This is a genomic window from Marimonas lutisalis (genome assembly GCF_005434965.1).
GTDB classification, from domain to species: domain Bacteria; phylum Pseudomonadota; class Alphaproteobacteria; order Rhodobacterales; family Rhodobacteraceae; genus Marimonas_A; species Marimonas_A lutisalis.
This window is the reverse complement of sequence record NZ_SKCI01000001.1, coordinates 1,675,454-1,700,621: the sequence shown is the minus strand read 5'-3', so window position 1 is coordinate 1,700,621 and position 25,168 is coordinate 1,675,454. Positions and strand designations below refer to the sequence as shown.

Genomic DNA, 25,168 nt, shown 5'->3' with positions numbered 1-25,168 from the left:
CGCGATCTGGGTTGCGATCATCTCCAATCATGTGGCCGTTGGCTCAACAACCGCGTTGAGAACTCGCATCTGCCATTCCGACGACGAGAAAGGGCGATGCAGCGCTTCCGGCGGATGCGAAGTTTGCAGAAATTCGTCGCCGTCCATTCCTCCATTTTCAATCACTTCAACCAGGATCGCAGCCTCTCCAAACGAGATCACTTCAAGCAGAACAGAACTGCTGCTCTGGCCGAGTGGCGCGGTCTCTGCGCGGCATAAGGGACAGCGCTACTGTCCTTGCAGAGACGAGTTCGAATTCGTCTGACAGCACCATGAAGACATCTTTCCCCATACATTGATTGCATCCTTTTTGGGGATCACAGCTGTCACAATGAGTCGTTTACGCACCGGCGACAAACACTGACAGGAAGCGGCCATTCGTGCATGTTGCAGCATAGGTCCTTTTGGGCTCGTAGCAGCCATTCGCTGCAACGGTGCCGAATGGCAGCTTAGCGGACCTAGCGGACATTTTCCAATGGTACAGAAAACAGTCGCTTCTTGAGCCAAACGCAGATACCTCAGTAGCGGACGCGTGGAGTAACAACATGACCGAAACAGCCAAGAAGGCACGCGCGCGCGACCTCGGTTTGCCCTTTTCCGGCGTGACGGGGCCGCTGAATGCGATCACCGATGTACCCGGTGTTCACGTGGGCTTCTCTACTCTGACAGATCCAACCCGCGGCATCCGCACCGGCGTCACCGCCATCGTGCCCCGCGGCAGTCAGACTGAGCCGCGCCCAGTCTGGGCCGGTCAGTATGCCCTTAACGGTAATGGCGAGATGACAGGCACACACTGGATCAACGATGCTGGCTATTTCACCGGGCCGATCTGCATCACCAACACCCATTCTGTGGGCATGGTGCATCATGGTGCCACGGCTTGGATGATCGACACCTACGCCGATTATTTCCGCGAGGAGCACGCCTGGGCCATGCCGGTGGTGGCCGAAACATATGACGGCGTACTGAACGACATCAACGGCCAGCATGTTACCGCAGATCACGCCATCGCGGCGCTGAGAGGCGCCAGCGCCGGGCCCGTCGCCGAAGGCTCGATTGGCGGCGGAAACGGCATGATCTGCTACGAATTCAAGGGCGGAACCGGCACCTCCTCGCGCCTGGTCAAACTGGGCGGCACTACCTATACCGTGGCCGCTCTGGTGCAGGCCAATCATGGCATCCGGCCCTGGCTCAACATCCTTGGCCGCCCGGTCGGTCTGATAATGCCCGAGGGGCGGCTCTTGGAGCAGGAAACCGGTTCAATCATCGTGATCCTGGCCACCGACGCGCCGCTATCGGGTCTGTCGCTGCGCCAGACGGCCAAACGCGCTGCCATCGGCGTGGGTCGAGGCGGCAGCCCGGGCGGCAATAATTCCGGCGATATCTTCCTGGCCTTCTCGGTCGCCAATGATCGCCCGATGCCGCAACTTGACGCCGCCATTATTGCCAGGCCCGAAATCAATGGCGAGTTGCTCGACCCGTTTTACCTAGCAGTGGTGGAAAGCATCGAAGAAGCTGTCGTCAATGCCATTGTCGCCGGCGAGGACGTGCCAACAGTCAAGCCCAAGGGCATGGTCTGCCGTGGCATTGACATTGACCTATTGACCGCGATTTTCCAGCGCTGAGTGCCACTCCGTACCCGCGATAGCTTTTGGGGCCCGGCACGGACATGCGGGTGATATAGTTGTTTTATTGGGCTTCAGAGTTTTTTGTCTCGTATATCCTCGTCACTGTGAGCGTTTTGTTCATTTGGATGGAAACCCTCCGGCACCGTGCGCCGTAGCGGTTTGCGCCATTCGCTCTGGGCTTGGAGCCGCCGTTCGCTGCGAACGGGTTAAATGGCCGCTATGCGGACAAAACCGCCTTTTTTTCTAGTGACGAAGTCACTTTGCTTCTCGAAGCAGCATCCTACCCAAACTAGCTTACGACCTCTTACATGAAAAACTGCCACTAATTGATCCGTATCATTCTCACGCATTCGGTTTCTGCGATGTTTCCCTCAGTTTCGTAGGAGGACACAAATGCGACTATTTATTTTGAAGCTGATGCTGGCAGTTTCGATGCTGCTTTCACCGATCGCTGCGAGTGCGGAAGATAGCAAGCCAGGTCTGTTCGTAAACTTGACAACTGATGATACCTGGGCGGCCGCGAAGGCTATTATGTTCGCTCATGAGAAGTCTCTGAAGAATGGGCATAAAACCGCGATCTGGATGAACGTTCGGGCGGTTTATCTCGCTGACAAGAAACGCCCGAGCCACATTCATGGCCTCATGGCAGAGAAGGGTGCATCTATCCAAGACATGTTGTCTGCGTTCATGGCGGATGGCGGTGTCGTCATTATGTGCAAAGCTTGTTCTGCAGCGGCGGGTTTGACCGAGGGCGACTATATCGACGGCGTGCAAATGGGGAACTTCCCGCTTGTCGAAAGCTGGTTGTTCGATCCAAACGTGAAGACGCTCTCTTGGTTAGATTTTCTTCTGAAGAGAAAGAGGGCGGCACTGCCGCCCTTTTTTTGCCTCGCGTAAAATAGTCTGCTGGGCTCGAAGCTGCCGTTCGCTGCGCGCGTCGGCGCCCTCGACATGTGAAACTAGGTTCTGCCTCTTAGAGGGGGCGTGTCCGCCGAGGCTGGACAAGTCTGATTGCAATCATGACGAGAACGAAGGATAGCCAGACCCAATTCGAATATCCCTCGGACAGCAAGAGAATTGACCAGAGCATACCTGTGGCTGTGACAACATACGCCACCTGGGATGCAAACACCGGTCCGGACTGCGCGATAAGCGCGAGATAGCCGGCATATGCAAGTGCGTGCAGGCCGCCGGTCCCGACGATCGCCCATTCGACGCTTGTCCAGATGCCGCGTGGATCGATGAACTGGTCGGTCGCAACAACAAAGGGCGTGATAACCAGCAGGCCCAAGGCCGAGGAGCCGACCAGCATGCGCATCGGGCCGATGTCGGTCTGGCTATACCAAATGATGAAATTGCCCTGCACCGCATAGAAGGCAGCCGAGCATAGCGCGACAAGGGCAAAGACCGTTTCGGTGGGACCTGCCAGCCCGTCCTTTGGCCCCACCATCAGGACAACGGCGCCGAGCCCGAGAACGGTACCGATGGTGCGCCGCATGTCGAACCTTTCGATCCCGATGAGCAGCGCCATGGGGAGGGCGATCATGGGTGAGACCGCCATGATGATCGACAGGATTCCGGCCGGAATATGTGCGGCCGATGTGTAGAGCAGGAAATCAGGGATTAGCGTGCCGGTCAGGGCGATCACAGCATAAAGAACCAGCGCTTTTCTATGTAGCGGAAGCCTGTGTCCGCGCATGACTAGGACAAATCCCGCGAAAGAGATGACGATCACCAACTGCCAGAACATGATGCCGAGGGGGCTGTACCCAGTCGAAACGGAAATTTTCGCCAGTGGGTTTGTCATTCCCCAAGTCGCGCCGACGATGATCAGAAGAACGAATTGAAGGGCTCTTTCATTCGGGACGTTCAAGTTCGCCTCCGGAAAGATCGCAAGCGCGCGCTGGGTTCTCAATTGCCTCATTTCCCGTCTCTGAGCGCTTGACGGGTCGAAAGGATCGGGTTTCGCCCAAGAAAATGTCGGAAAGTCTTGAGGTGCGGCGAGTTTCAGGGCTCACTGGAATTGAACGGACATTCAATGACTGGAAGCGAAGATGACCGACGACATCCTTTACGACAATCTTCATATCGACTTTCTCGAGGAAATGTGGGGCGAGGGTTTTCTTTCTCCCGGAGGTGCGGACGAAGTGGCGCGGGTGTTGCGAGGGGTCGACGTGGCGGGCAAGCACGTGATGGATATCGGCTCTGGCTCGGGCGCCTGTGCGGTTCTTCTTGCTGGTGAATACGGAGCCGCACATGTGACCGGGATCGATGTAGAAGACCCGGTTTGCGACGCGGCGCGGCGACGTGTGGATGACGCGGGCCTGACCGACAAGATCAGCATCGTGAAAGTCGAGCCGGGACCATTTCCGTTTCCGGACCAAACCTTTGATATCGTGTTCTCGAAGGATTCCATCATCCACATCCCTGACAAGGCTGCGATGGCCGCAGAATCTTTCCGTGTTCTGAAGCCGAACGGGTGGTTTGCGGCCTCCGACTGGCTCATCTCGCATGACGGGGCGCCGAGTGCGCAGATGACCGAATACATCAAGGCCGAAGACCTGGATTTTGCCATGTCGTCGCCGGCCACCTATGCCAAAGCGATGGAAGCCGCGGGGTTCGTCGATGTCGAACTGGTGGACCGTAACCCGTGGTATCGCGAGGTTGCAGCGGAGGAACTGGCATGGCTGGTCGGTGAGCGTCGGCCGGGGCTTGAGGCGCGCTATGGCGAGGAGTTCATCGCAGCGCAGATCAATACCTGGACCAAGCTGGTTGGCGTTTTGGAAAGTGGCGAGCATTGTCCGCATCACATCCGAGGTCGCAGACCGGTGTGATCTGCTAGGCGGGACGATCTCAGGCGTCGTACCAATGGCCGTCCGGGTCACCGGGCCAGACCCCGAGATAGGGGCCGTGCGATTGGTAGCCCATCAGGCGCCGGATTGGCTCGGGATAGCTGTCAGCCACCTCACGCGGGATGGTGAGATAGTGGTTCTCTTCTTGCCGGAGCCAGCCCAGAGAATAGGTGGTGATAAGTCCGGTGCGAGGGCTGTCCGAGCGGTTCTGCCCGCCGGCATGTACGGCGCCGCCGAGGTAGAACAATACCGAACCTCGCGGCATTGCCGCCTGAACAATCTCGTCGTCGCCAATGCCATCGATGGGGCGCAAATCCTTTGAAAAGGGGACAACCCGGGTTGCGCCGTTTTCCAGCGTGAAATCGGTAAGAGCCCACATGGCTGAAATCTGGAACTCGACGCCGGGGATGCGGATCGGGTAGAAATCATCGTCGCGATGAAGCACCTGATCGCCTTCGCCCGGCATTATCTCGATCGCCGTGGACGAGCCGATGCGGTAATTGGTGCAGTGCCGTTTCAACACCCGGTCGGCCACGCCAAGCACCAGCGGATGGGCCAGGATATCCGCGGCAGCACGGGAGAGGGCGAGAATGCCGCCTAGGCGCCGTGTCTTGTAGCCGTTGAAATCGTTTGCAAATTTCAATCCCTGTTCATCGAAAGGCTTGCGAAAGTCGGCTAGGACCTGATCAAGCAGCGTTTCGGTAGCAACATTTTCGACGATAACCGCCCCGTCGGACAAAAGCGTTTGGGCCACCGGGGCTGCATCGTTCGGGAGGCGCTTGATCTCAACCATTTTATTCGGCACTGAGCTCTTCGAGCCCGGCCTCCATGATGTCGAACATGTCGTCGATCTGCTTTTCGCTCATGATCAGCGGCGGCGAAAACACTGCCATATTGCCGAAGGGGCGCAGGAGAAGGCCGCGGGCTTCGCAGGCGTCATCGAGTTTCTGCCCGAAACGGGAATAGGCTTCGTAGGATTTTTCATCCAAAGCCGGGCGGCATTCGACGCAACCCAAGAGGCCCATGCCGCGGGTCTCGCCGACGATTTCGAATTTTTCCTGAATTGACTTCAGGCGCGATTGGAAATGTGGGGTGACGCGGCGTACATGGCTGAGGATATTTTCGCTTTCCATGATTTCGATATTCTTGATTGCTGCGGCACAGCTGACCGGGTGGCCGGAATAGGTATAGCCGTTGTAGAATACGTCTTCGCCTTCGGCATCTGACAAGCGTTCGATCACTTCGTCAGACAGGATGCAGGCCCCGAGAGGCAGGTAGCCCGAGGTCAGCCCCTTGGCGCAGGTGATCATATCGGGCTTGATCCCGAAAACGTCTTGCGACGCGAACCAGTGGCCAAGGCGGCCGAAGCCGGTAACGACCTCATCCGAGATATAGAGAATGTCGTGCTTGCGGCAGATTTCGAAGGTGCGCTGATGGTAGCCTTCGGGCGGGATGATGACGCCGCCTGAGCAAAGGATCGGTTCGGCGATGAATGCCGCGATGCGATCGGCGCCAAAGACCGAGATGGCATTTTCCAGATCGGCGACCTTGGCATCGCACCAAGCCTCAATGCTCATACCCTCGGGACGGTGATAAGGGTTCACGTCCGGCAGAAAGTGAACCAGGGAATCGGCTTTGTCGAAGCTGGTTTCGAAGCGTTCCTTGCCGGTGACAGAGGCCGCGAGATAGGTCGAACCATGATAGGCTTTTTCGCGCGAGAGGATCAGTTTTTTCTCGGGCCGGCCGAGGCGTTCGTTGAGAAAGAGGGCAGTACGCAAGGCGGTGTCGACGGCGGTGGAACCGCCGGTGGTGAAGTGCACGGTGTTGAGATCGCCCGGAGCGCGTTCGGCAATCATCCGGGCCAACACGGCGGCGGGCTCCGAAGTGAAGGACCAGGGCGAGGCATAGGGCATCTCCATCACCTGCTTGGCGATGGCATCGGCCATGTCCTGACGGCCATAGCCGATCTGGACGCACCACATGCCGCCGGGCCCGTCGATATATTTCTTGCCGTCTCCGTCCCAGACATAAATCCCGTCGGCGGTGTTGACGCGCATGTATTCGTCGGTTCCGAAGCCCTCGGTCCCGGCCCAGGGGTGCAGGTGATGATCGCGGTCCCACTCAGTTAGGGCCTCGGGACTGGGTGCGTTGGGGAGCGTGCTCATCTCGTATCCTTTGCTATCTGCGAGCCGGGGGAGTGGCGCGGGCGCGCGGTGGGGCGAAGAAGGCGCCCTCTACGGGGGTCAGCCGCGCCATGCGGGCTTCCCACCGGCCCTCTTCCTGGGTATAGACCTCGGCCCACAACTGGGTTGGGGACCGGGTTGCGTAGGGCGTGGCGACATGGGCCAGCGCGATGTTGCGTTTCGCGGTGGGCGACCAGATGCCAGACGTGATATGCCCGACCTCGCGCCGCTTGCGATGATAGACCAGAGCGCCCTGCGCTGGTTTGAAGCCTTCGACATCGACACGCATCAACAGACTGCGCGGGGCCTCCCTGGCAGAAAGAAGCGCACGGCGGCCATTGAAATGGCCCTTCGAGAAATCGACCATGTGGCCGAGGCCCAATTCAAAGGGGGTGAGGCCACGGTTCAGCCGCTCCGTCGCTTGGACTGGTTGGAAATCGACCCCTGCCGTCAGAAACCCGGCCTCTATCCGGGCGATGTTAACCGCCTCGTAGCCGATGGCCCTAAGGCCGAGATGCGCTCCAGCGGTCCAGATACGGTCCCAGACCGCAGTGGCGTCGTCCCAGGGCATCCAGAGTTCATATCCAAGATCCCCGGTGAATCCGGTACGCGAGATCATAAGATCGGGTTCAGCCGCGGCATGGTCAAAGGATTTCAGATGGGCGACATCCAGCCCGGCGGCGTCGAGAATGGCAAAGGAGGTTGGGCCTTGAAGGGCAAGGCCGGCCAAGCTGTAGCTTTCGTCTGCGATTTCGACATCGAAGCCCCAGGCTGCCTCCGCCAGCCAGTCGAGCATCGGTTCCTGACAGCAGAGCCGCCAATCGTCATCGGCCAGGCGGAAGAGGGTGCCGTCATCGATGACCATGCCTTCCTCGTCGCACCAGACTGCATAGCCGACACGGCCCGGACGCAGTTTGGAAGCATCGCGTGTTACCAAGCGGTTCAGAACCGCCTCCGCCTGCCGCCCGCGCAGGCGGTACTTGTGCATTGGCGAGATATCGAAGAGAGAGGCCTGGTTGCGCAGGGCGAAATATTCGAACTCGACGCTTTCGACCGACGCGGGCGCCGCGTAGCCCGCCCAGCCATACCAGTTACGGGTGCGGCTTAGCGCTTCGAGACGGTCATGGACCGGGCCGAGGACAAGGCCGAGAGTGAGGTCGGGGGAAATGGTCATCCCGTCTTCTCCAGGGCCATGAGCGCGGCGTTGCGCCCGGAAAGGCCCATGATGTCGCCGCCGGGATGGGTGGCCGCGCCGCACAGAAAGAGACCTTTCGGCCCTATCGCATAGCGACCCAGAAGGTTGGCGGGGCGGATCGTCAGAAGCTGATCGAGGCTCATTTCGGCATGGTGCCAATGGCCGCCTGGTGCGCCGGTGGCCTGTTCGATGAGGTCGGGAGTTATGACCTGCGCTTCTTCCACGAGTTCAGGTAGTGTCGGGGATATGCGCGCCAGTGTGGCGAGCGTGGTTTGAAGAAGTTCCTCTCGGGCGGCGTCTGTCCAGCCGCCTGACAGGTCGGAAGGTGCGTATTGCACGATCGTCGAGAGCCACGGGCGGTCCATCTGTGGCGCGGGGAGTACCGCCTCGATAACCGGGGCGCTGGACATGTCACCGTATTTCGCGGGATTGAAAGCCTGTTCCACGTAATCGGCGGAAGGGGCGAAGAGAAGCCGGGCGCCTAGCAGGTTTCCCGGCAGGCCGGGAATGACTGGTGCCCGCGAAAGCCGCAGATTGACCTTGGCGGTCGTGCCGCGGGCGCGGATATTGCGGATGCGACGGGTGGCTTCAATGTCGAAGTGATGAAGCCCGGCCAGGCGCGCGGTCGGCAATGGAGCGACCGAGCTGAGCACTTGCTTGGCGTAGACACGATCACCGGATGCGGTTTCGATGCCGGTGACATGGTCGTTGTCGGTCAGGATACGGACCACCGGGGCGCCGGTTTTCAATGTGCATCCGGCCTGTTTCGCAGCGTTCGAGAGTGTTTCCATGACGGCGGCGGTTCCACCCTGTGGCAGGGTGACGTCGCCGCCATGGCCCATGCGGTAGATAAGGCTGAACACCGTGCCAGGTGAGCGCGGACCCGTCGCCGCGCCGCGCACTGCATCGGCTGCGAGGATGCCGGAGAGGCGCCCGTCTGGAAGTTCATCGAGGATGAAGTCATAGGCATTTGACAAGAGCACCTGCAGGAAGGCGCGCATCTCGGATTTTCCCAGCCGCTTCACGCCGAGCCCGAACCGGCCAAGCCACCAGAGTTGTTTGAGGCCCGCGCGCGACACTGGGCTGTCGCCACCTGGGGGCGGCGCTTCGGCCAATTGCCGAAGTAGGTCGCCATAGCGCGTGAGGCGCCGAATGAGATCGCTACAGGCTGTGGCCTGGGGGTGGTCCGAGCCATCGGCAAAGCGGACCGCGGCGCCATCGACAACAACGTGTTTGCCATCCTCGGACAGGGATACTGTGGGGAGCGCTTTGCTTTTGAAAGGCCAGTCTTTTCCCCCCAAGCCAATGTCGCGGCGAACGCGTGAGTTGAGGTTGTAGATGAGATGCGCCAGAGCGGGGCCGTCGCTGGAAGTCAGGCCGGCCATGCCGCCGACGGTATCGCCCTGTTCAAGGATGCAAACGGATTTTCCGCGCCGGGCCAGAACCGCGCCCGCCACGAGGCCGTTCACGCCCGCACCGATCACTATGGTGTCGAACTGGCTCATGCCGCGTATCCCTTCATCCGTCCTGCCCGGGTTTCGCGGCGCAGGATGTTGCGCGCGGCATTGGCCCCCGGCGCGCCCATGACGCCGCCGCCGGGATGCGCAGAGGATCCGCAGATATAAAGCCCCTTTAGCGGCGTGCTGTAATCGGAATAGCCGGGGATCGGGCGGTTGAAAAAGAGCTGGTCGAAGGTCAGTTCACCCTGGAAGATATTGCCTTCGGTCAGACCGACCTCGCGCTCAAGCTCGGCCGGCGAGCGCACCTCCATGTGAAGGATGTGGTTGCGGATGTCCGGGCAGGCGATCTCGATCTGGTTGACCACCGTTTCGGCCATTGCCTTGCGTTGCGCTTCGTCCCAGTTTTCACCCGAGCGGGTGCCACCCACCGCAAGGTCATAGGGGGCATATTGCACGAAGACCGTCATCATGTGGCTGCCGGGCGGTGCCATTGTCGGGTCGATCTGGCTGGGGATCAGCATGTCGATATAGGGTTTTTCCGACCATCGACCGATCTTCCAGTCATCATAGGCGCGTTCCAGTTCGGGCAGGCTTTCCGAGGTGTGCATGTCGCCGCGCAGGAAGCTTGCATGGTCAGGAGCGGCGGGAAATTGCGGCAAGCTGTCGAGGGCAATGTTGAGCTTGGCCGAAGAACCGCGAATCTTGAACCGATCGACCGCGCGGACATAATCCTCTGGCAGCACGTCGCGGTCGACATGGCGAAGGATGGTGCGCTTGATGTCCATGTTCGAGGCCACAACAGGCGCGTTGAAGACTTTACCGTCTTCCAGCGCGACGCCAGTGACACGACCATTTTGCGTCAGGATTTCCGCGACGCCGGCGCCTGTGTGGATGGTGCCGCCATGCGTTTCAAACGATGCGGCGAGCGCGGCCGAGATCGCCCCCATACCGCCGCGCGCAAAGCCCCAGGCGCCAATGCCGCCGTCTATATCGCCCATGTAGTGATGCAGAAGGACGTAAGCCGTGCCGGGGGAATAGACGCCAAGCCCGGTGCCGATGATGCCGGAACCCGCAAGATGCGCCTTGATCAGGTCGTTCTCGAAATGCTCGTTGAGAAAATCTCCGATCGACATGGTCCAGAAGCGGAGAGTTTCGCCGAGTTCGCGCGCCCCGAGTCCGTGGGCCTTTTTCACCAAGTATGCCATTTCGCCCAGATCGCGCGGGCGCAAAGAGGCCGGGTCGGGCGCGTCGCGCAAGAGAAACGGCCGAATGAACCGGCATTGCCGCATGATTGCCTGTGAATATCGTTGATAAGCATCGGCATCGCGTGGGGAATAGCGTGCCATCTCGCGTCGCAGCGCGTCATGATCGGAATAGTAGGCGAAATAGTTGCCGTCACGCGTGAAGCTGGCGCCACCTTCATAGGGAATGACCTGAAGCCCGTATTTCGGCAGGTCGAGATCGCGCACGATCTCGCGCCGGAGCAGCGAGCACACATAGGAGCAGTTCGAATAGGTCCATCCCGGGTGCAATTCGCGGCTGACCGCGGCGCCGCCGATCCAGTCGTTTTTTTCGACGACAAGCACCTGAAGCCCGGCGCGGGCCAGGTAGGCGGCAGTGGTCAGGCCGTTGTGGCCGGCGCCGGCGACGATCACGTCATAGTCGGGTTTCAGCGTCATGCGAAAAGGGTAGGGCGCGAAGTGAAGGGCGTAAAGTTTTTTTGAGCGCTCAAACAAATGTTTTGCTGTTGCACCGGTATATTCCTGTGGCAATGCTTGTATTGAAGGCACTTTGGAGGAACGTGTGAGCCGGACAACAACCCAAAAGCCGCGTAAGGAGCGCAAGGAAAACGCCGATCGCAGACGACGGCAGTTGCTGGATGCGGCACGGCGGTCGATTCTGCGGCATGGGTTGGCGAAGACAACACTGGCGACGGTGGCCGACGAGGCCGGGTTGAGTCAGGGGGTTGCGGTCTTCTATTTCAAATCCAAAGGGGGCCTGCTAACCGAGACGCTGCGCGATCTTTATCAAAGTTACGAGACGCTTTGGATGCAGGCGCTTAAAAAGGCGGGTGACGATCCGCGGAGGCGGCTGGAAGCTATCATCGAGGCCGATTTCGACGCCCGCGCCTGTGGGCCCGAGGTTTTGCCGCTGTGGTTCGCGTTCTGGGGTGAGCTGCATTTTCAGTCGCAATATGACGAGGTTGCGGAGGATTTCGATGCCCGGCGTCAAACAATGATGGTTGCATTATGGAATCAACTTCTTGGTGGCGATGACGATGGCGAGGCGTGGCAAATGGCCGAATGGATGGACACGCTAACCGACGGATACTGGCAGCGGCTGCATCTGTCCCCCGGGGGGTTCGACCGCGAGAAGGCACGCGAAGCCACGAAGATGATCTTGGCGCTGATGCAGTCCGAAGTGAAGGGCCGAAACGCGTGAGCCGTCACAGGGTGCCAGTCAGAACGAAAGTCAAATTCCCAGTCGGTCGAGCAGGCGAAGGCGCAGGACTTCCATCTCCAACGCGATATTGCGCGCGAACGCAAATGGCAGAGGGGTAAGGGCCGTGACGGGAAAGGACAGGGAAGCGATGTCCGCGCCGGCCGCCCACAGGGCCATTTCGCGCCCCATGGCGGTTGCCATCGCGACCCCGCGCCCGTTGTAACCGAGCCCGGCCAAGAGGCCCGGGGCAAGTTCGTGGAGATGCGGGGTGTGGTCGCGGGTCACGGCGACATATCCGCCCCAGGCATACTCCCAACGCAAGCCAGATAGGTGCGGATAAAGCTCGATCGTCACCTGCCGCAGTCGCGTCATCTGCCCTTGGGTCGAGCTGTCGCGCAAGGTGCCGCGTCCGCCCATCAGGAACCGTCCCTCGGCGTCCTTTCGGTAATAGAGCAGTAACCGGCGGCTGTCCGACACATGCTGTCCGCCGGGCAGCACGGTTGCAGCGATGTCGTCGGGCAATCGCTCGGTCGCGACCTGAACCGAGCAGACGGGAATGAAGGAACGGGCCAGATCCCGATGTGGTGCGTCTGTATAGGCGTTGGTGCAGATCAGAACTCGTTCCGCAGAAAGCGTGCCGCGCGGTGTTCGAAGGCGCCATGCCGCGCCCTGTTTATTAGCTTCTGTGACGGGCGTTTCTCCATGAATCTGCGCACCGGCACCAGCCGCGCTCCGTGCCAGGCCGAGCGCGTAGTTCAGCGGATGAAGGGTGCCGCCGCGTCGGTCGATCGCGCCGCCATAGTAGGCGTCCGTGCCGGTCATGCGTGCCATTCCATCGCGGTCGAGCGGGTCCATACCTCCACCGTGGCTTTGCCAGGACCGGGCCAAATCATGCAGGTCTCCAAGGGTGCTGTCATTATGCGCGGCGCGCAGCCAGCCCTGTCGGCTGGCGGCGCAGTCGATGCTGTGGCGGTCGATGAGATCGAACACCAGATCAGCCGCCCCTCCGGACAGTGCGATCATGCGCTCCCCCATCGCGGTGCCGAACCTGGCGAGGATCTGCGCGGGGCCGTCCTTGAGACCGGGATTGATCTGCCCGCCATTGCGTCCTGATGCGCCCCAACCGGGCTGCCGGGTTTCGAGGAGGACAACATTCGCGCCGGTCTCGGCTAGATGCAATGCGGCGGAAAGCCCTGTGTAGCCGCCACCGATGATGGCCACATCTGTCTGGGTATCACCATCGAGCGGGGCATAGTCCGCAAGTTGGTTGGCTGTCGCTGTCCAGAGGCTGTTCGACAAGGCGGGGCGTTCATTCTGAATCATGGCGGCTGCTTAGGCTTTGGTTTTGAAATGGGAGAAGTCGCGTTGCGGCAGATGCATCAGCCAGACCGTGCGATGAGGCAGCTTCGGAGCAATTTCGATCTGAAAACCGGTGTCGCCCGAGAAGATGTCAATGCGGCCCGGCAACAGGCAGTTTTGGCCCTCGATGTATTCCGCGACCAGTGGCAAGCCGATGTCGCGTGGGCGGAGATCTAGGCGTAAACGCAGACTTTTGCCGAGCCGCATCGCGCCGTATTGGTGTTGGTACATGACCGCATCTTTATGTTGTGGGATGACGTTTGAAATCGAAAATTTGGTCTTCGTTTGTCCGGACCCGTCGATTTCTGGAGCGTTGTGTCGGATGATTTGCAATGAACTTCAGTGCATTGCACGGGTTTCATCGGGGTGAGTGCGTTTTTCGGACGGTCCGGGTGATGGCCGGCGGGGATTGATCGATTATTGGGCGTTTCCCGGGTTCTTTGCGCTTTCAGAGGCAAAAGGGTTGACTCGATTCGTGTCAGTTTGAATGATTGAATGGTCATTCAGAGAAAGCTGGGCCGCAATACGAAGTCATTAAAAATGACCTGGTCCCAGCGCCGGGGAACCGGAGAATGATCAACCTACGGAGGTCGCGCCTAGGTGGCGCGAACCACGTTCAACACGGGAGACACAACACTCATGGACGTTCTCGATCAACTCGGCGAACTGCAAGAAGGTAAGCTCAGCCGCAGGAAATTTACGAAGAATCTACTTTCCGCAGGTGTAGCGATCGCAGTGACGCCAATGGCCAGCCGCAAGGCGATGGCGGCGGCCGAAGACCAGGCGACATTTTTCACCTGGGGCGGTTATGACATTCCCGAACTGTTCGGGGCCTACCAGGAAAAGAATGGCGAATTGCCGAACTTCGCGGTCTTTGGTGGTTCGGAAGAGGCGCTGACCAAGATGCGCGGCGGTTATGTGGTCGATGTATCGCATCCGTGTAACTCGGGGATGCCGCGCTGGGTGAACACCGGGTTGTTCCAGCCGGTCGACGTGACACGGTTGTCGAACTGGTCCGACGTCATGCCGGAACTGGTTGACCTGCCGGGGAACACGGCCGAGGGTGGAAACGTCTGGATGGCGCCGTTCGATTGGGGGCAGACCTCGGTTACCTATCGTACCGACCTGTTCGAGCTGGAAGGCGAAGAAAGCTGGGACATGCTGTGGGACCAGCGGTATGCCGGGCGGCTTGGTTCGCTCGCCTCGGGCGGCGATGCTTGGTGGTGCGGCGCGATCAAGGCGGGGGTCGATTTCGACACGCTAGACAGCGACGACGCCTTCGAGAAGATCGCCGCGGTAATGCGTGAACAGCGGCCGCTGATCCGGGTTTATACCGACGACACTACAACGCTTGAGCAGGCGCTGGCGGCGGGCGAGATGGTTGCGGCAATGACTTGGAATAGCTCGGCGGTGACGCTCAAGGCCGAAGGTGTGCCGGTGAAGTTCGCTAAGCCGAAAGAGGGGGCCCTGACCTGGGTCTGTGGCCTCATGATCCACAAGGATGCACCGCATCTCGACAGGGCCTATGACGTGATCGACTCGCTGCTGAGTGTCGAGTCGGGCAAGTTCATGATCAACGATTACGGCTATGGCCACTCGAACAGGAAGGCGTTCGATGCGTTCGACGAGGAAACGCTGGTCGGGCTGGGGCTGTCGAAGAACCCGATCGAAATCCTGCAGGCCGGGCATTTCCAACGTCCGCAGTCGCAGGAATGGGAAACCCGGATGAACGAACTGTTCGAACAGATCAAAGCAGGTTTCTGATCTTAAGCAGCCGGGTCTACCGGGATGACCGGTAGTCCCGGAGCCCTTGCCCCAGGATACCGTTCCCATATGGCTGATACGTCTTTGCAGCACCGAGACGGCGAGGCGGCGGCGCCTCTGCGCCGGCCGTCGCGCGTTTCCGCGCTCTTACATCGAAGCGAGGCCTTGCGCGGCTACCTTCTGATGTCGCCGACATTATTGATCATGATCCTGGGGATCGTGGCGCCGTTCGTCATCCTGTTGGCGATGAGCACATGGACACGGCAGGGGTTCGATTTCGATACGACCTTCACGCTGGCCAACTACGAGCGCACATGGAATGAGCCGATATTCGGAGCACTTTTGAGCCGGTCGTTCTGGGTGTCCGGCGTGGCCACGGTGGCGACCGTTCTGCTGTGTTATCCGATGGCCTATTACGTGGCTTTCCACGTGCATCATAGAAAGATGATGTGGCTGATCCTGATGACCTTGCCATTCTGGACGAGCTACCTGCTTCGGGTTTTCGCCTGGAAGGTTATCCTCGGGTACGAGGGGGTTATCAATTCTGGATTGATGACTTTAGGTTGGATCGACAAGCCATTGGAATTCCTTCTCTATTCCAAGACAGCAGTTATCATCACGCTCGCACATGCCTGGGCGGCTTTTGCAATCCTGCCGCTTTACGTCTCGCTTGAGAAAATCGACAAGTCACTGATCGAGGCAGCAACGGATTTGGGCGATGGGCCGGTGGCACGGTTCCTGAGGATTACCTTGCCCCTGTCGATGCCGGGGATAATCGCGGCGACCTTTCTGATTTTCATTCCGACCACAGGCGACTACATCACCCCGGCGCTGCTGGGTGGGCCGGATGGGGCGATGATCGGAAACTTCATCCAGTTGCAATTCGGTGCGGTCAATAACTGGCCGATGGGGGCGACCTTGGCGATCGTGCTGATGCTCTGGATCGCGGCGATCGCGGCGGTGTTTCTTTTTGTCACCCGCAAGGCGCAGGAGAAAATCGCGTGAGGGGGCAGGGAAAGCCTATGGAAGGCACCTATATCAAGCGCCGTAACCGACCTTTGCAGGTCTATGCGGTGCTTTTCCTGATAGTACTATACGTGCCGGTCCTGTTTATTCCGCTGTTCAGCTTTAATGACTCGCTCTACGTCCGGTTCCCGATGCAGGGAATGACGCTGAAATGGTATCACGAGCTATGGTTGCGGGAGCCTCTGTGGAATGCGATGTGGAACAGTGTGCGCGTCGGGGCAGCAGTATCGGTGATCTCGACGATCCTTGGCATGGTGGCGGCACGGGCAATAACGCGCTACCGGATGCCGGGCAGGAGCGCATTGGTGACCTTCATCATGATGCCACTGGTTATTCCCGGTATCATTTTCGGCGTCGCGCTGTTGGTTCTGATGAGCCGGATGGGCGTGCCGCTGTCGCTCTATACAGTCGGGCTTGGCCATCTGATCGTCTGCATGCCTTTCGCGGTGGCCACGCTTTTGCCGCGTTTCGAAGGCTTCGATCCGTCGATGGAGGAAGCTTCCGCCGATTTGGGCGAGAACGGGTGGTGGACGTTCTGGCGGGTGACTTTCCCGATGGTCTTTCCCGGCGTGGTGGCCAGCCTGCTGCTTTCTTTTACCATCTCGTTCGATGAATTCATCATGGCATTTTTCCTGACGGGCACTGACCCCACACTGCCCATGTACATCTGGGGTCAACTGCGGTTTCCGAAAGAATTCCCCTCGGTTCTGGCGCTGTCGGCGCTGATCCTCCTCGTGTCTTTCGTGCTTGTCTTCATTGCGCAATGGGTGGGCCGAAAGGGTCTGGAGAATGAAAATTGAAGGACGTCCCTGATATGACCAAGACCGATGCGTTCATCTCGATCCAGAACGTCAGCAAATTCTTCGGAACATTCCGGGCCATCGACGATATCTCGATGGATATCGGGCGGGGTGAGTTCTTTTCGCTGCTTGGCCCGTCCGGCTGTGGCAAGACCACGCTTCTGCGCATGCTGGCGGGTTTTGAAAGCACCACGGCGGGCGAGATTTTCATCGACAATCAACCGACGTCGGACGTGCCGCCGCATCACCGGCCCGTCAACATGGTGTTTCAAAACTACGCGATCTTTCCGCATCTGAACGTGCGCGACAACATTACCTACGGCTTGCGCAAACAGAAGCTTTCACGTTCGAAGCGCTACGAGATGGCGGAAGAAATGCTCGAGATGATCAAGTTACCGGATTATGGCACACGCAAGGCGACAGAGCTTTCGGGCGGGCAGAGGCAGCGGATCGCGCTGGCGCGGGCGCTGATCCTGCGACCCAAGGTGCTTCTGCTGGACGAACCGCTTGGCGCTCTTGATAAGCAACTGCGCGAGCAGATGCAGCTCGAATTGCGGGCGCTGCAGCGTCAGATCGGGATTACCTTCGTTTTCGTAACCCACGACCAGGAAGAGGCGCTGACCCTGTCCGACCGGATCGCAGTGATGTCGGGTGGCAAGGTGTTGCAAGTGGATACGCCCACCGGGCTTTACGAGACGCCGAAAACCAGTGTGGTCGCCCGGTTCATCGGCAACATGAACTTCTTTGACGGAACCGTGCGTCGCAACGGTGCTGCCGCGGCGGCCATCGAAACCGAAGGGCTTGGCACCATTCAGGTGCCAGTAGCCGATCTGGACAAGCCCGATGGTGCGGCGGTTCAGGTCGCGCTGCGGCCCGAGAAGATCGCGCTTTCCGCGACCCGGCCTGACGCGGCTGAGCATGCCGTTTCGGCCCGGCTTGATACCTCGGCTTATCTGGGGGAACGCAGTCATTTCTATGTGAACCTCGAGGGCAGGGACGAGCCCGTTGCCGTGTCGCAACCGAATACAAGCCGGTTCAATGCCGCTAATCAGGCCCCCTCCGGTACCGAAGTTTGGCTGTCGTGGTCCTCAGATGCGATTGTCGTGCTTGATCCAGAGTGAGGAGAACTCGGTCGAGGGGCCGGGAAAAGAGATTGAACCATGAGTAAAACGGCCAGCCAAGTGAAACAGGCAAAACCCTCAAAGAAAACAGGACGGCGGACAGAACCCAAACAGGTGCGCCGGCAGCAACTGATCGAGTCCACGATCAATTCGATTGCCGAACACGGCATTGCTGGAACCACCATGTCAACCGTCACCGCGGATGCGGGGCTATCGATCGGCATCGTGAATTTTCACTTCAAGAGCAAGCAGAATCTGCTTGAGGAAACGCTTGTCTTCCTCGCGCGCGAACACCACGCGCATTGGCTGAAGGCGTATGAAGATGCAGGGCTTTCGCCGCAGGACAAACTGCTGGCCATTGTGGATTCGCATTTCCACCCGAAGATCTGCACGCGCAAGAAATTGGCCGTCTGGTTTGCCTTCTTTGGTGAGGGCAAGCGGCGTGCGATTTATCGGTCTTTGATCGATGGGATTGACGAACAGCGTTTCAAGCTTTCGACCGAGCTTTTGTCCGAGATCGCGGAAAAAGGGCAATATACTGGCCCGCCGCCGCATCATATCTCTTGCGCGCTTCAGGGCCTCTATGACGGTCTTTGGCTTAATATCCTGATGTATCCGAACGAGTTTGATCGCCAAGGGTCGAAGGCGCAGGTGCATGCCTATCTGGCCTCGGTCTTTCCGAGGCATTTCACGCAACCCGCGTTCTGACGCGAAACGCCACGAGAGGCCAATATGAGCTGTGATCCACGCTATGACATCCTGTTCGAACCGGTGAAAATCGGGCCGGTCACTGCGCCCAACCGGTTTTACCAGGTGCCGCATTGCACTGGCATGGGCTGGCAGTTCCCGCGCACGCTGGCCGCGATGCGCGGGGTCAAGGCACAGGGCGGTTGGGGCGTGGTTTGCACCGAGTACAACTCGATCCATCCAAGTTCGGATGACATGCCGCATCCCTACGCGTCGCTCTGGGATGACAGTGATGTGAGGGCGCATCGGCTGATGACCGATGCGGTGCATGAGCATGGTAGCCTGGCCGGGGCGGAGTTGTGGTATGGCGGCGCGCGGTCGACCAACCTGATGACGCGCCTGCCCTCTATGGACCTGGACAGTTATCCCAACCTGGCCGGACATCCGTTCCAGACAAAAATGATGGACCGACAGGATATCCGAACCTTGCGTCAATGGCATCGAAACGCCGCGCTGCGTGCCCGGGATGCGGGCTTCGATATCGTTTATGTCTACGCGACCCATACCTACCTGCTGTCAAACTTTCTGAATCCGCGAATCAACACGCGCGGTGACGAATATGGCGGGCGGCTTGAAAACCGCGTGCGTCTTGTGCGCGAATTGATCGAAGAGACGAAAGATGCGGTAGGCGATCGTTGCGCGGTGGCGGTGCGGTTCTCGGCGGATGAAAAGATCGGCGAAGATGGCGCGCCTATCTTTGGAGAGCGGCGGGACATGTTTGAGATGCTCGCCGATCTACCGGATTTGTGGGACATCAATATCGCGGACTACTCGCTGGAAATGGGCGTGTCGCGCTTCGTGAAGGAAGCGCCACTAGAGCCCTATATGTCGTGGGTGAAAACGGTCACTGAAAAGCCGGTGGTGACAGTCGGGCGTTTCACATCACCCGATACAATGGCAAGCCAGGTCCGGCGCGGGATCGTCGATTTCATCGGTGCGGCGCGCCCGTCGATTGCGGATCCATTTCTGCCAAACAAGATCAAGGAGGGGCGGCTGAATGCGATCCGGGAATGTATCGGCTGCAACATTTGCTACGCGGGCGACACGCTGGGGGTGCCGATCCGCTGCACGCAGAACCCGACTATGGGCGAAGAATGGCGGCGTGGATGGCACCCGGAGAAGATCAAAGGGAAAGCTTCTGATGCACGGGTTCTGGTGGTTGGGGCGGGTCCGGCCGGCCTCGAGGCAGCCCGGGCATTGGGTGCGCGCGGTTACGACGTGATGCTGGCCGAGGCGCGGCGCGAGCTTGGCGGGCGGGTGACGCGCGAGGCATCGCTGCCGGGGATGAGCGAATACGCCAGGGTGCGCGACCACCGCGAACAGCAGCTTGCCGAGATGGCGAATGTCGAGATTTTCCGGGAAAGCTGTTTAACTGCGGATGACGTGTTCGATGTCGGTGCCGATAACGTCGTCATCGCGACCGGGTCGCACTGGCGCCGCGAGAGGTTCGACGACGAACTGTTCCTGCCTGTGGCCGACGGCGAGGCATTGCGGCGGGTCTTTACGCCGGATGACATCATGGATGGTCGTGTACCCGATGGCCCGACTGTGGTGTTCGATAGCGACGGTTACTATCTGGGCGGGGTGATTGCCGAACGTGTGCGGGCCGCGGGAGCCGAGGTGATCTACGTTACCAATTCGGATAGCGTCTCGCATTGGGCGGGTCATACCTCCGAGCGTTGGCGGATCAGGACGCATATGATGGGATTGGGGATCGGGATCGAAACCAGTCAGACCCTGACCCGGTTTTACGGGGAGCAGGCAACACTTGAATGTGTCTACAGTGGGGAAGAACGCAGCATCGCGGCGCAAAACGTGGTGATGGTAACCGCGCGCAAGCCCAATGACGGGCTCTATCAAGAGCTTCGCGAACGTGCAGGGGAGGAGGCTTTGCCGTTCACCTTGAGCCGGATCGGCGATTGCGAGGCCCCCGCAATCATCGCAGCGGCTGTGTTGGCCGGACACCGCTATGCGCAGGAATTGGAAGAAGAGGTGGATAAAGATCAGCCGCTCGTTTTTGACCGGGTCGATGTCGGGTTGGATGGACCGGTCGGGCGCGGTGGCAGTGGCGCGGGGTAGAGCTATGGTGCGAGTCATGTTGGTTTTTCTGCTGGGTGCCGGTGCTGTCGCAGCCGACACATCGGATCCGCCGGAGCCCATGGAATGCACCAGTTGCACTGCGCGTCACCAGGCGATGCAGAGACTACAGGCGATCCAAAAACAAGACCTGCCGCCGAAACCCGCTGAGGCGGAGAAAACAAGCAGCAAGGGCGCGTCACTAACGCCTTTGCCAGAGATGGAGGAATGAGCTGTCCGCAATCAAAGCGCGGCTGTCTAAATGCGGAAGAAAACCTGATTGAATACTCATTCAATTAATGAATTGATTTTCACGTCTTGCAACGGCATTGACGAGCGAGCATCACAAAACGCGGAGTGAAGCATGAGCCAATCTCTTCCCAGCCAAGCCCAATGTGTAATCGTCGGGGGCGGATCAATCGGGTGCAACCTAGCCTATCAACTGACTCAACTGGGCATGACCGATGTTGTGGTTCTGGAACGCGACAAGCTTACTTCGGGCACCACCTGGCATGCGGCAGGCGAAATTGTGCCGGCGGTGCTGGGCAGCGAATGGGAATGCGAACTCTACACCTATGGTCGCAACCTGATTGCCAGGCTGGAAGCAGAAACAGGGCAGGCCACAGGCTGGCGGCAGGTGGGGTACATCCAGCCCGCCGACTCGCCCGAGCGGCTGGAAGAGATGCGGCGCGGGGCTGCGTTCATGAACCGGTTCGGCATCGAGGTGCACGAGATCACGCCGGCCGAGGCGGCCGAACGTTTTCCCATTGGCGATTTCTCCAAGACGATCGCGGCATTTTGGTACCCGAACGAGGGGCGGACCAACCCGGTCGACACCACGATGGCGTTGGCGCGAGGCGCCCGTAACCGCGGTGCGACGATTATCGAGGAAACCAGTGTTGAGGAAATTCTGACGCGGGATCGAAAGGTGATCGGTGTGCGCACCGACAAAGGGGAGATCGCAGCCGAGCATGTGGTCATCGCGGCCGGGATGTGGTCGCGTCAGATTGGCGCGCGTGCAGGTATCAACCTGCCGCTGCAAGCCGCCGAACACTATTACCTGATCACCGAAAAGATGGAGGGGGTGGGGCGAGACCTACCGCTTTTGGAAGATGCACATAGCTGGGCATATTTCCGCGAGGAAACCGGCGGTCTGCTGGTTGGTCTGTTCGAGCCGGATGCCGCGCCCTGGCATATTGATGCGATTCCCGAAAACTTTTCATTCGGCGAGATCGAGCCGGATTGGGATCGTGTGGCCCCACATCTTGAGACGGCGTTCCAGCGGGTGCCGGCCGCCGCAGGTGCGGGAATTCGTAAGCTTTTTTGTGGTCCGGAAAGCTTTACTCCCGATCTTGCGCCGCTCGTGGGGGAGGCACCGAGTTTGCGCAATTGCTGGGTGGCCGCGGGTCTGAATTCGTTGGGCATTCTCAATGGGCCGGGTATAGGCATGGCGCTGGCCCATTGGATCGTCAACGGGCATTGCCCGGTCGATCACACCGGTTTCAATGTCGATCGTTTCGCCGATGGCAGCCACAATACCCCCGCCTTTCGCCGCGCGCGGACGCCCGAGCTTTTGGCCAAGAGTTTTTCGTCGCATTTCCCGAACGACTGTTTCAAATCGGCGCGCGGGCTGAAGCAATCCGTGCTTTATGATCGTCTCAAGGCGGCCGGCGCCTATTTTACGGAAAGTCACGGATGGGAGTTGCCGGATTGTTTCGCGCCCGGACCGGAACAAGCGAAAATCGAGGAATATAGCTGGGGGCGCCAGAACTGGTGGGACTGGCACGCCGAAGAACATCGCGCCGCGCGTGAGGACGCGATCATCATGGACATGTCCTCGATGACCAAGTTCCTGGTCCAGGGGCGCGACGCCTGCAAGCTGCTGAGCCGCATCAGCTGCAATGACGTCGATGTCGCGCTGGGTCGCGTGGTTTACACGGCTTGGACGAATGCTGTCGGCGGGTTCGAGGCGGACCTGACCGTGACCCGGCTTGAAGCCGAGAAGTTCCTTGTCGTGGTGGGTGAGAATTCGCACGGCCACACGGAAACCTGGATGCGCCGCCACATTGCGCAAGATGAGAGTGTGACGATCACCGACGTGACGCCCGGGATCACCCAGATCAACGTGCATGGTCCAAAAGCGCGCGAGCTGATGCAGAAAGTGAGCGAAGCGGATCTATCGAACGTAGGGTTCCCGTTCATGACGGCCCGGCAGATCGATGTCGGCTATTTCGATGTTCTGGCGCTGCGTGTGACCTATGTCGGTGAACTGGGCTGGGAGCTTCACGTCCCTTCACTGCATGCCGTTCAGGTCTATGACCTCTTGGTGGACGTGGGGGCCGATTTCGGGTTGCGAAACGCCGGGATGCAAACGCTGTCCTCCTTGCGGCTGGAAAAGGCCTATCGCGATTTCGGCGTCGACGTTGACAACACAGATAATCCGATCGAAGCAGGACTTGGTTTCGCGGTGAAACTCGATAAGCCGGGCGGGTTTATCGGCCTTGACGCGCTGGCCGAGATCAAGGCGGCAGGCGTGCCGAGCAATCGCATGCTGCACTTTCTGTTGGAGGACCCCGAGCCCCTTCTCTGGGCAAACGAGATCATTTATCTGAACGGAGAGCCTGTCGGCTATATTCAAGTCGGCGCCTATGGCCATACTCTTGGTGGCGCGGTGGGAATTGGTTTTGCGGATATAGGTGCGCCGTTGACAGCGGCCATCGTGTCGGAAGGGGAGTGGGAGATCGACGTCGCCGGGAAACGCATCAAAGCGAAGGCATCACTCAAGCCGTTGTTCGACCCTGATATGCAGCGCGTGAAATGTTGAGCTGGTCATGTCAGAGGAACTGGGGTTGAGCCGGGCCGGGGGCTTTCGTAGCGTTTCCAGATGACCAAGCGTTCTCCCTTCAAGTACTTCAAAATCAGCCCCGAGGGCTTTGTCAGATTAACTTGGCTTGAGGAGGGCAGGGGGCTCTCGTAGCCTTTCAAGATGACTAAGCTCTCCCCCTTCAAGTACTTCAAGACCAGCCCCGAGATCATCCGCCTGGCAGTGATGCTTTATGTGCGGTTCCCGTTGTCGCTCAGAAATGTCGAGGACCTGCTGCACGAGCGAGGCATCGACGTCAGCCACGAGACCATCCGGTTCTGGTGGAACCGGTTTGGCCCGATGTTTGCATCTGAGATCCGCAGGCGGCGTGTTCAGCAGTTGCGCGCTTTTTCGCGATGGCAATGGCATGTCGACGAGGTCTGCGTGAAGATCAACGGCGAGCGGCACTACCTCTGGCGAGCCGTTGACCACGAAGGTGAGGTGCTGGAAAGCGTTGTCACCAAGCGGCGCAACACGCATGCTGCATTGAAAATGCTCAGGAAATTGATGCGGCGGTATGGTCCACCGGACGTCTTGGTCACCGATCGGTTCGCTTCATACAAGGCTGCACTTCGCGATCTGGGATGCGGCAATCTGCAATCGTGTGGGCGCTGGCTCAACAACCGCGTTGAGAACTCGCATCTGCCATTCCGACGACGAGAAAGGGCAATGCAGCGCTTTCGAAGAATGCGAAGTTTACAGAAATTCGTCGCCGTCCATTCCTCCGTCTTCAACCACTTCAACCAGAATCGCAGCCTCTCCAAACGAGATCATTTCAAACGCAACCGAACCGCTGCTCTGGCTGAGTGGCGCGGTCTCTGCGCGGCATAAGGGACAGCGCTACTGTCTTTGCAGAGACGAGTTCGAATTCGTCTGACAGCACCGTTTCAAGATCCCTTTGCCTCGCTCAATCCCTATATGCGGCTGGGCGAGCAGGTGGCCGAGCCGATCACTAATTACGGTCTCGGTACTGGGGCAGAGGTTCGCGAACGGGTAGCGCAGTTGTTTGACCGGGTCGAGCTACCGCGCAGCTTCATGACCCGGTTCCCGCATGAATTGTCGGGCGGGCAGCGTCAAAGGATCGCGATCGCCCGCGCGCTCGCAGTGAACCCAAAGCTTATCATTGCCGACGAAGCGGTGAGCGCGCTGGATGTGAGCGTGCAGGCGCAGGTTCTGAACCTGATGATGGAACTTCAAGCCGATCTGGGGTTGTCGTTCCTGTTCATTAGCCACGATATGGCGGTGGTCGAGCGGGTATCACATCGCGTGGGTGTCATGTACTTGGGCCGACTTGTTGAAATCGGTGACCGTGCCCAGGTTTTTGAAAATCCACAGCATGAGTATACACGTGCGCTTCTTCGCGCCGTTCCTATCGCAGATCCATCTGCACGCACGATAAGCGAAGATTTGAATTTTCAGCCTATTCCTTCACCGGTATTTCCGCTCGGGTACCAGCCAAACCCCTCTGAGTATGAAGTGGTTTCGCAAGGCCATTTAGTTTTGAAAAATTGCCTAAACTTTGAAACATAAGTGAAGTTTCAAGTGTTAAACCACATATCTAAAGAAATCGACTGAAAGGAATGGGTTCTTTTCGTTTTTCTCTTGAGAAAAAG

At 59.1% G+C, this 25,168-nt stretch carries 22 protein-coding genes and 1 pseudogene; 15 read left to right on the top strand and 8 right to left on the bottom strand.

The features are described from left to right. The 3 genes from E0501_RS08090 to E0501_RS08080 form a co-directional block, all read left to right on the top strand. On the top strand, nucleotides 1–258 hold a 258-nt coding region (locus E0501_RS08090; RefSeq protein WP_137700787.1), incomplete at its 5' end, for a DDE-type integrase/transposase/recombinase. A 326-nt stretch (nucleotides 259–584) separates the two neighbouring features. Continuing rightward, complete coding sequence (locus E0501_RS08085; protein ID WP_137700786.1) at nucleotides 585–1,664, top strand: DmpA family aminopeptidase; 1,080 nt, start codon at nucleotides 585–587, stop codon at nucleotides 1,662–1,664. A 396-nt stretch (nucleotides 1,665–2,060) separates the two neighbouring features. Further along, nucleotides 2,061–2,564 (top strand): DsrE family protein, encoded by a 504-nt coding sequence (locus tag E0501_RS08080; RefSeq protein ID WP_137700785.1) that lies wholly within the window; start codon nucleotides 2,061–2,063, stop codon nucleotides 2,562–2,564. Between the two features lie 76 nt (nucleotides 2,565–2,640). Here the strand turns inward: E0501_RS08080 and E0501_RS08075 are convergent, their stop codons facing one another. Next, a complete protein-coding gene (locus E0501_RS08075) occupies nucleotides 2,641–3,591 on the bottom strand; it encodes a DMT family transporter (RefSeq protein WP_137700784.1) in 951 nt (316 codons plus the stop codon). 130 nt (nucleotides 3,592–3,721) lie between these two features. Here E0501_RS08075 and E0501_RS08070 point away from each other — a divergent pair, with 130 nt between their 5' ends. Continuing rightward, nucleotides 3,722–4,501, top strand: a complete 780-nt coding sequence (locus E0501_RS08070; RefSeq protein WP_137700783.1) for a methyltransferase domain-containing protein — start codon at nucleotides 3,722–3,724, stop codon at nucleotides 4,499–4,501. Nucleotides 4,502–4,520: 19 nt separating this feature from the next. On the opposite strand, the gene E0501_RS08065 is transcribed toward E0501_RS08070, so the two are convergent. The 5 genes from E0501_RS08065 to E0501_RS08045 are packed head-to-tail and all read right to left on the bottom strand — an operon-like array spanning nucleotide 4,521 to nucleotide 11,036. Further along, entirely contained in the window at nucleotides 4,521–5,312 is a 792-nt protein-coding gene (locus tag E0501_RS08065; protein WP_137700782.1) for a phytanoyl-CoA dioxygenase family protein, read from the bottom strand. 1 nt (nucleotide 5,313) lies between these two features. After that, a complete protein-coding gene (locus E0501_RS08060; RefSeq protein WP_137700781.1) occupies nucleotides 5,314–6,684 on the bottom strand; it encodes an aminotransferase in 1,371 nt (456 codons plus the stop codon). A 13-nt stretch (nucleotides 6,685–6,697) separates the two neighbouring features. Beyond that, nucleotides 6,698–7,876, bottom strand: a complete 1,179-nt coding sequence (locus E0501_RS08055; protein ID WP_137700780.1) for an aminomethyltransferase family protein — start codon at nucleotides 7,874–7,876, stop codon at nucleotides 6,698–6,700. Beyond that, complete coding sequence (locus E0501_RS08050; protein ID WP_137700779.1) at nucleotides 7,873–9,402, bottom strand: phytoene desaturase family protein; 1,530 nt, start codon at nucleotides 9,400–9,402, stop codon at nucleotides 7,873–7,875. The genes E0501_RS08055 and E0501_RS08050 overlap by 4 nt, the downstream gene beginning before the upstream one ends. Beyond that, the gene (locus E0501_RS08045) at nucleotides 9,399–11,036 is read right to left on the bottom strand and encodes a phytoene desaturase family protein (RefSeq protein WP_137700778.1); all 1,638 of its coding nucleotides are present in this window, start codon (nucleotides 11,034–11,036) and stop codon (nucleotides 9,399–9,401) included. The genes E0501_RS08050 and E0501_RS08045 overlap by 4 nt, the downstream gene beginning before the upstream one ends. 124 nt (nucleotides 11,037–11,160) lie before the next feature. Between E0501_RS08045 and E0501_RS08040 the strand changes: the two genes are divergently transcribed. Continuing rightward, entirely contained in the window at nucleotides 11,161–11,799 is a 639-nt protein-coding gene (locus E0501_RS08040) for a TetR family transcriptional regulator C-terminal domain-containing protein (protein ID WP_137700777.1), read from the top strand. Between the two features lie 30 nt (nucleotides 11,800–11,829). On the opposite strand, the gene E0501_RS08035 is transcribed toward E0501_RS08040, so the two are convergent. Continuing rightward, a complete protein-coding gene (locus E0501_RS08035; RefSeq protein WP_137700776.1) occupies nucleotides 11,830–13,122 on the bottom strand; it encodes an NAD(P)/FAD-dependent oxidoreductase in 1,293 nt (430 codons plus the stop codon). Nucleotides 13,123–13,131: 9 nt separating this feature from the next. Beyond that, on the bottom strand, nucleotides 13,132–13,389 hold the full coding sequence (locus E0501_RS08030) for a hypothetical protein (protein ID WP_137700775.1): 258 nt from the start codon (nucleotides 13,387–13,389) through the stop codon (nucleotides 13,132–13,134). Nucleotides 13,390–13,902: 513 nt separating this feature from the next. Between E0501_RS08030 and E0501_RS08025 the strand changes: the two genes are divergently transcribed. The 10 genes and pseudogenes from E0501_RS08025 to E0501_RS07985 all read left to right on the top strand — a co-directional run. Beyond that, a complete protein-coding gene (locus E0501_RS08025) occupies nucleotides 13,903–14,922 on the top strand; it encodes an ABC transporter substrate-binding protein (RefSeq protein WP_235857775.1) in 1,020 nt (339 codons plus the stop codon). 69 nt (nucleotides 14,923–14,991) lie between these two features. After that, nucleotides 14,992–15,927 (top strand): ABC transporter permease, encoded by a 936-nt coding sequence (locus E0501_RS08020; protein WP_137700773.1) that lies wholly within the window; start codon nucleotides 14,992–14,994, stop codon nucleotides 15,925–15,927. A 17-nt stretch (nucleotides 15,928–15,944) separates the two neighbouring features. After that, nucleotides 15,945–16,748, top strand: a complete 804-nt coding sequence (locus E0501_RS08015; RefSeq protein ID WP_137700772.1) for an ABC transporter permease — start codon at nucleotides 15,945–15,947, stop codon at nucleotides 16,746–16,748. Nucleotides 16,749–16,762: 14 nt separating this feature from the next. Further along, the gene (locus E0501_RS08010; protein ID WP_137700771.1) at nucleotides 16,763–17,869 is read left to right on the top strand and encodes an ABC transporter ATP-binding protein; all 1,107 of its coding nucleotides are present in this window, start codon (nucleotides 16,763–16,765) and stop codon (nucleotides 17,867–17,869) included. Nucleotides 17,870–17,908: 39 nt separating this feature from the next. After that, nucleotides 17,909–18,577, top strand: a complete 669-nt coding sequence (locus tag E0501_RS08005) for a TetR family transcriptional regulator C-terminal domain-containing protein (protein ID WP_137700770.1) — start codon at nucleotides 17,909–17,911, stop codon at nucleotides 18,575–18,577. Between the two features lie 24 nt (nucleotides 18,578–18,601). Then, on the top strand, nucleotides 18,602–20,695 hold the full coding sequence (locus E0501_RS08000) for an oxidoreductase (protein WP_137700769.1): 2,094 nt from the start codon (nucleotides 18,602–18,604) through the stop codon (nucleotides 20,693–20,695). Between the two features lie 16 nt (nucleotides 20,696–20,711). Beyond that, entirely contained in the window at nucleotides 20,712–20,924 is a 213-nt protein-coding gene (locus tag E0501_RS21335; RefSeq protein WP_205123461.1) for a hypothetical protein, read from the top strand. A 132-nt stretch (nucleotides 20,925–21,056) separates the two neighbouring features. Next, entirely contained in the window at nucleotides 21,057–23,516 is a 2,460-nt protein-coding gene (locus E0501_RS07995; protein ID WP_137700768.1) for a GcvT family protein, read from the top strand. Between the two features lie 162 nt (nucleotides 23,517–23,678). After that, on the top strand, nucleotides 23,679–24,386 hold the full coding sequence (locus E0501_RS07990) for an IS6 family transposase (protein WP_137700767.1): 708 nt from the start codon (nucleotides 23,679–23,681) through the stop codon (nucleotides 24,384–24,386). Nucleotides 24,387–24,401: 15 nt separating this feature from the next. Then, a pseudogene (locus E0501_RS07985) lies at nucleotides 24,402–25,085 on the top strand (ATP-binding cassette domain-containing protein); the annotation flags it as partial. Between the last annotated feature and the right edge of the window lie 83 nt (nucleotides 25,086–25,168).

Excerpts from the sequence above, each read along its gene's own strand:
- E0501_RS08075 (WP_137700784.1), bottom strand. The coding sequence starts at position 3,591 with ATGAGGCAATTGAGAACCCAGCGCGCGCTTGCGATCTTTCCGGAGGCG.
- E0501_RS08005 (WP_137700770.1), top strand. The coding sequence starts at position 17,909 with ATGAGTAAAACGGCCAGCCAAGTGAAACAGGCAAAACCCTCAAAGAAA.
- E0501_RS08000 (WP_137700769.1), top strand. The coding sequence starts at position 18,602 with ATGAGCTGTGATCCACGCTATGACATCCTGTTCGAACCGGTGAAAATC.
- E0501_RS08070 (WP_137700783.1), top strand. The coding sequence starts at position 3,722 with ATGACCGACGACATCCTTTACGACAATCTTCATATCGACTTTCTCGAG.
- E0501_RS07995 (WP_137700768.1), top strand. The coding sequence starts at position 21,057 with ATGAGCCAATCTCTTCCCAGCCAAGCCCAATGTGTAATCGTCGGGGGC.
- E0501_RS08050 (WP_137700779.1), bottom strand. The coding sequence starts at position 9,402 with ATGAGCCAGTTCGACACCATAGTGATCGGTGCGGGCGTGAACGGCCTC.
- E0501_RS08065 (WP_137700782.1), bottom strand. The coding sequence starts at position 5,312 with ATGGTTGAGATCAAGCGCCTCCCGAACGATGCAGCCCCGGTGGCCCAA.
- E0501_RS08060 (WP_137700781.1), bottom strand. The coding sequence starts at position 6,684 with ATGAGCACGCTCCCCAACGCACCCAGTCCCGAGGCCCTAACTGAGTGG.
- E0501_RS08025 (WP_235857775.1), top strand. The coding sequence starts at position 13,903 with ATGGCCAGCCGCAAGGCGATGGCGGCGGCCGAAGACCAGGCGACATTT.
- E0501_RS08030 (WP_137700775.1), bottom strand. The coding sequence starts at position 13,389 with ATGTACCAACACCAATACGGCGCGATGCGGCTCGGCAAAAGTCTGCGT.
- E0501_RS08015 (WP_137700772.1), top strand. The coding sequence starts at position 15,945 with ATGGAAGGCACCTATATCAAGCGCCGTAACCGACCTTTGCAGGTCTAT.
- E0501_RS08010 (WP_137700771.1), top strand. The coding sequence starts at position 16,763 with ATGACCAAGACCGATGCGTTCATCTCGATCCAGAACGTCAGCAAATTC.
- E0501_RS21335 (WP_205123461.1), top strand. The coding sequence starts at position 20,712 with ATGTTGGTTTTTCTGCTGGGTGCCGGTGCTGTCGCAGCCGACACATCG.
- E0501_RS08020 (WP_137700773.1), top strand. The coding sequence starts at position 14,992 with ATGGCTGATACGTCTTTGCAGCACCGAGACGGCGAGGCGGCGGCGCCT.
- E0501_RS08055 (WP_137700780.1), bottom strand. The coding sequence starts at position 7,876 with ATGACCATTTCCCCCGACCTCACTCTCGGCCTTGTCCTCGGCCCGGTC.
- E0501_RS08045 (WP_137700778.1), bottom strand. The coding sequence starts at position 11,036 with ATGACGCTGAAACCCGACTATGACGTGATCGTCGCCGGCGCCGGCCAC.
- E0501_RS08035 (WP_137700776.1), bottom strand. The coding sequence starts at position 13,122 with ATGATTCAGAATGAACGCCCCGCCTTGTCGAACAGCCTCTGGACAGCG.
- E0501_RS08085 (WP_137700786.1), top strand. The coding sequence starts at position 585 with ATGACCGAAACAGCCAAGAAGGCACGCGCGCGCGACCTCGGTTTGCCC.
- E0501_RS07990 (WP_137700767.1), top strand. The coding sequence starts at position 23,679 with ATGACTAAGCTCTCCCCCTTCAAGTACTTCAAGACCAGCCCCGAGATC.
- E0501_RS08080 (WP_137700785.1), top strand. The coding sequence starts at position 2,061 with ATGCGACTATTTATTTTGAAGCTGATGCTGGCAGTTTCGATGCTGCTT.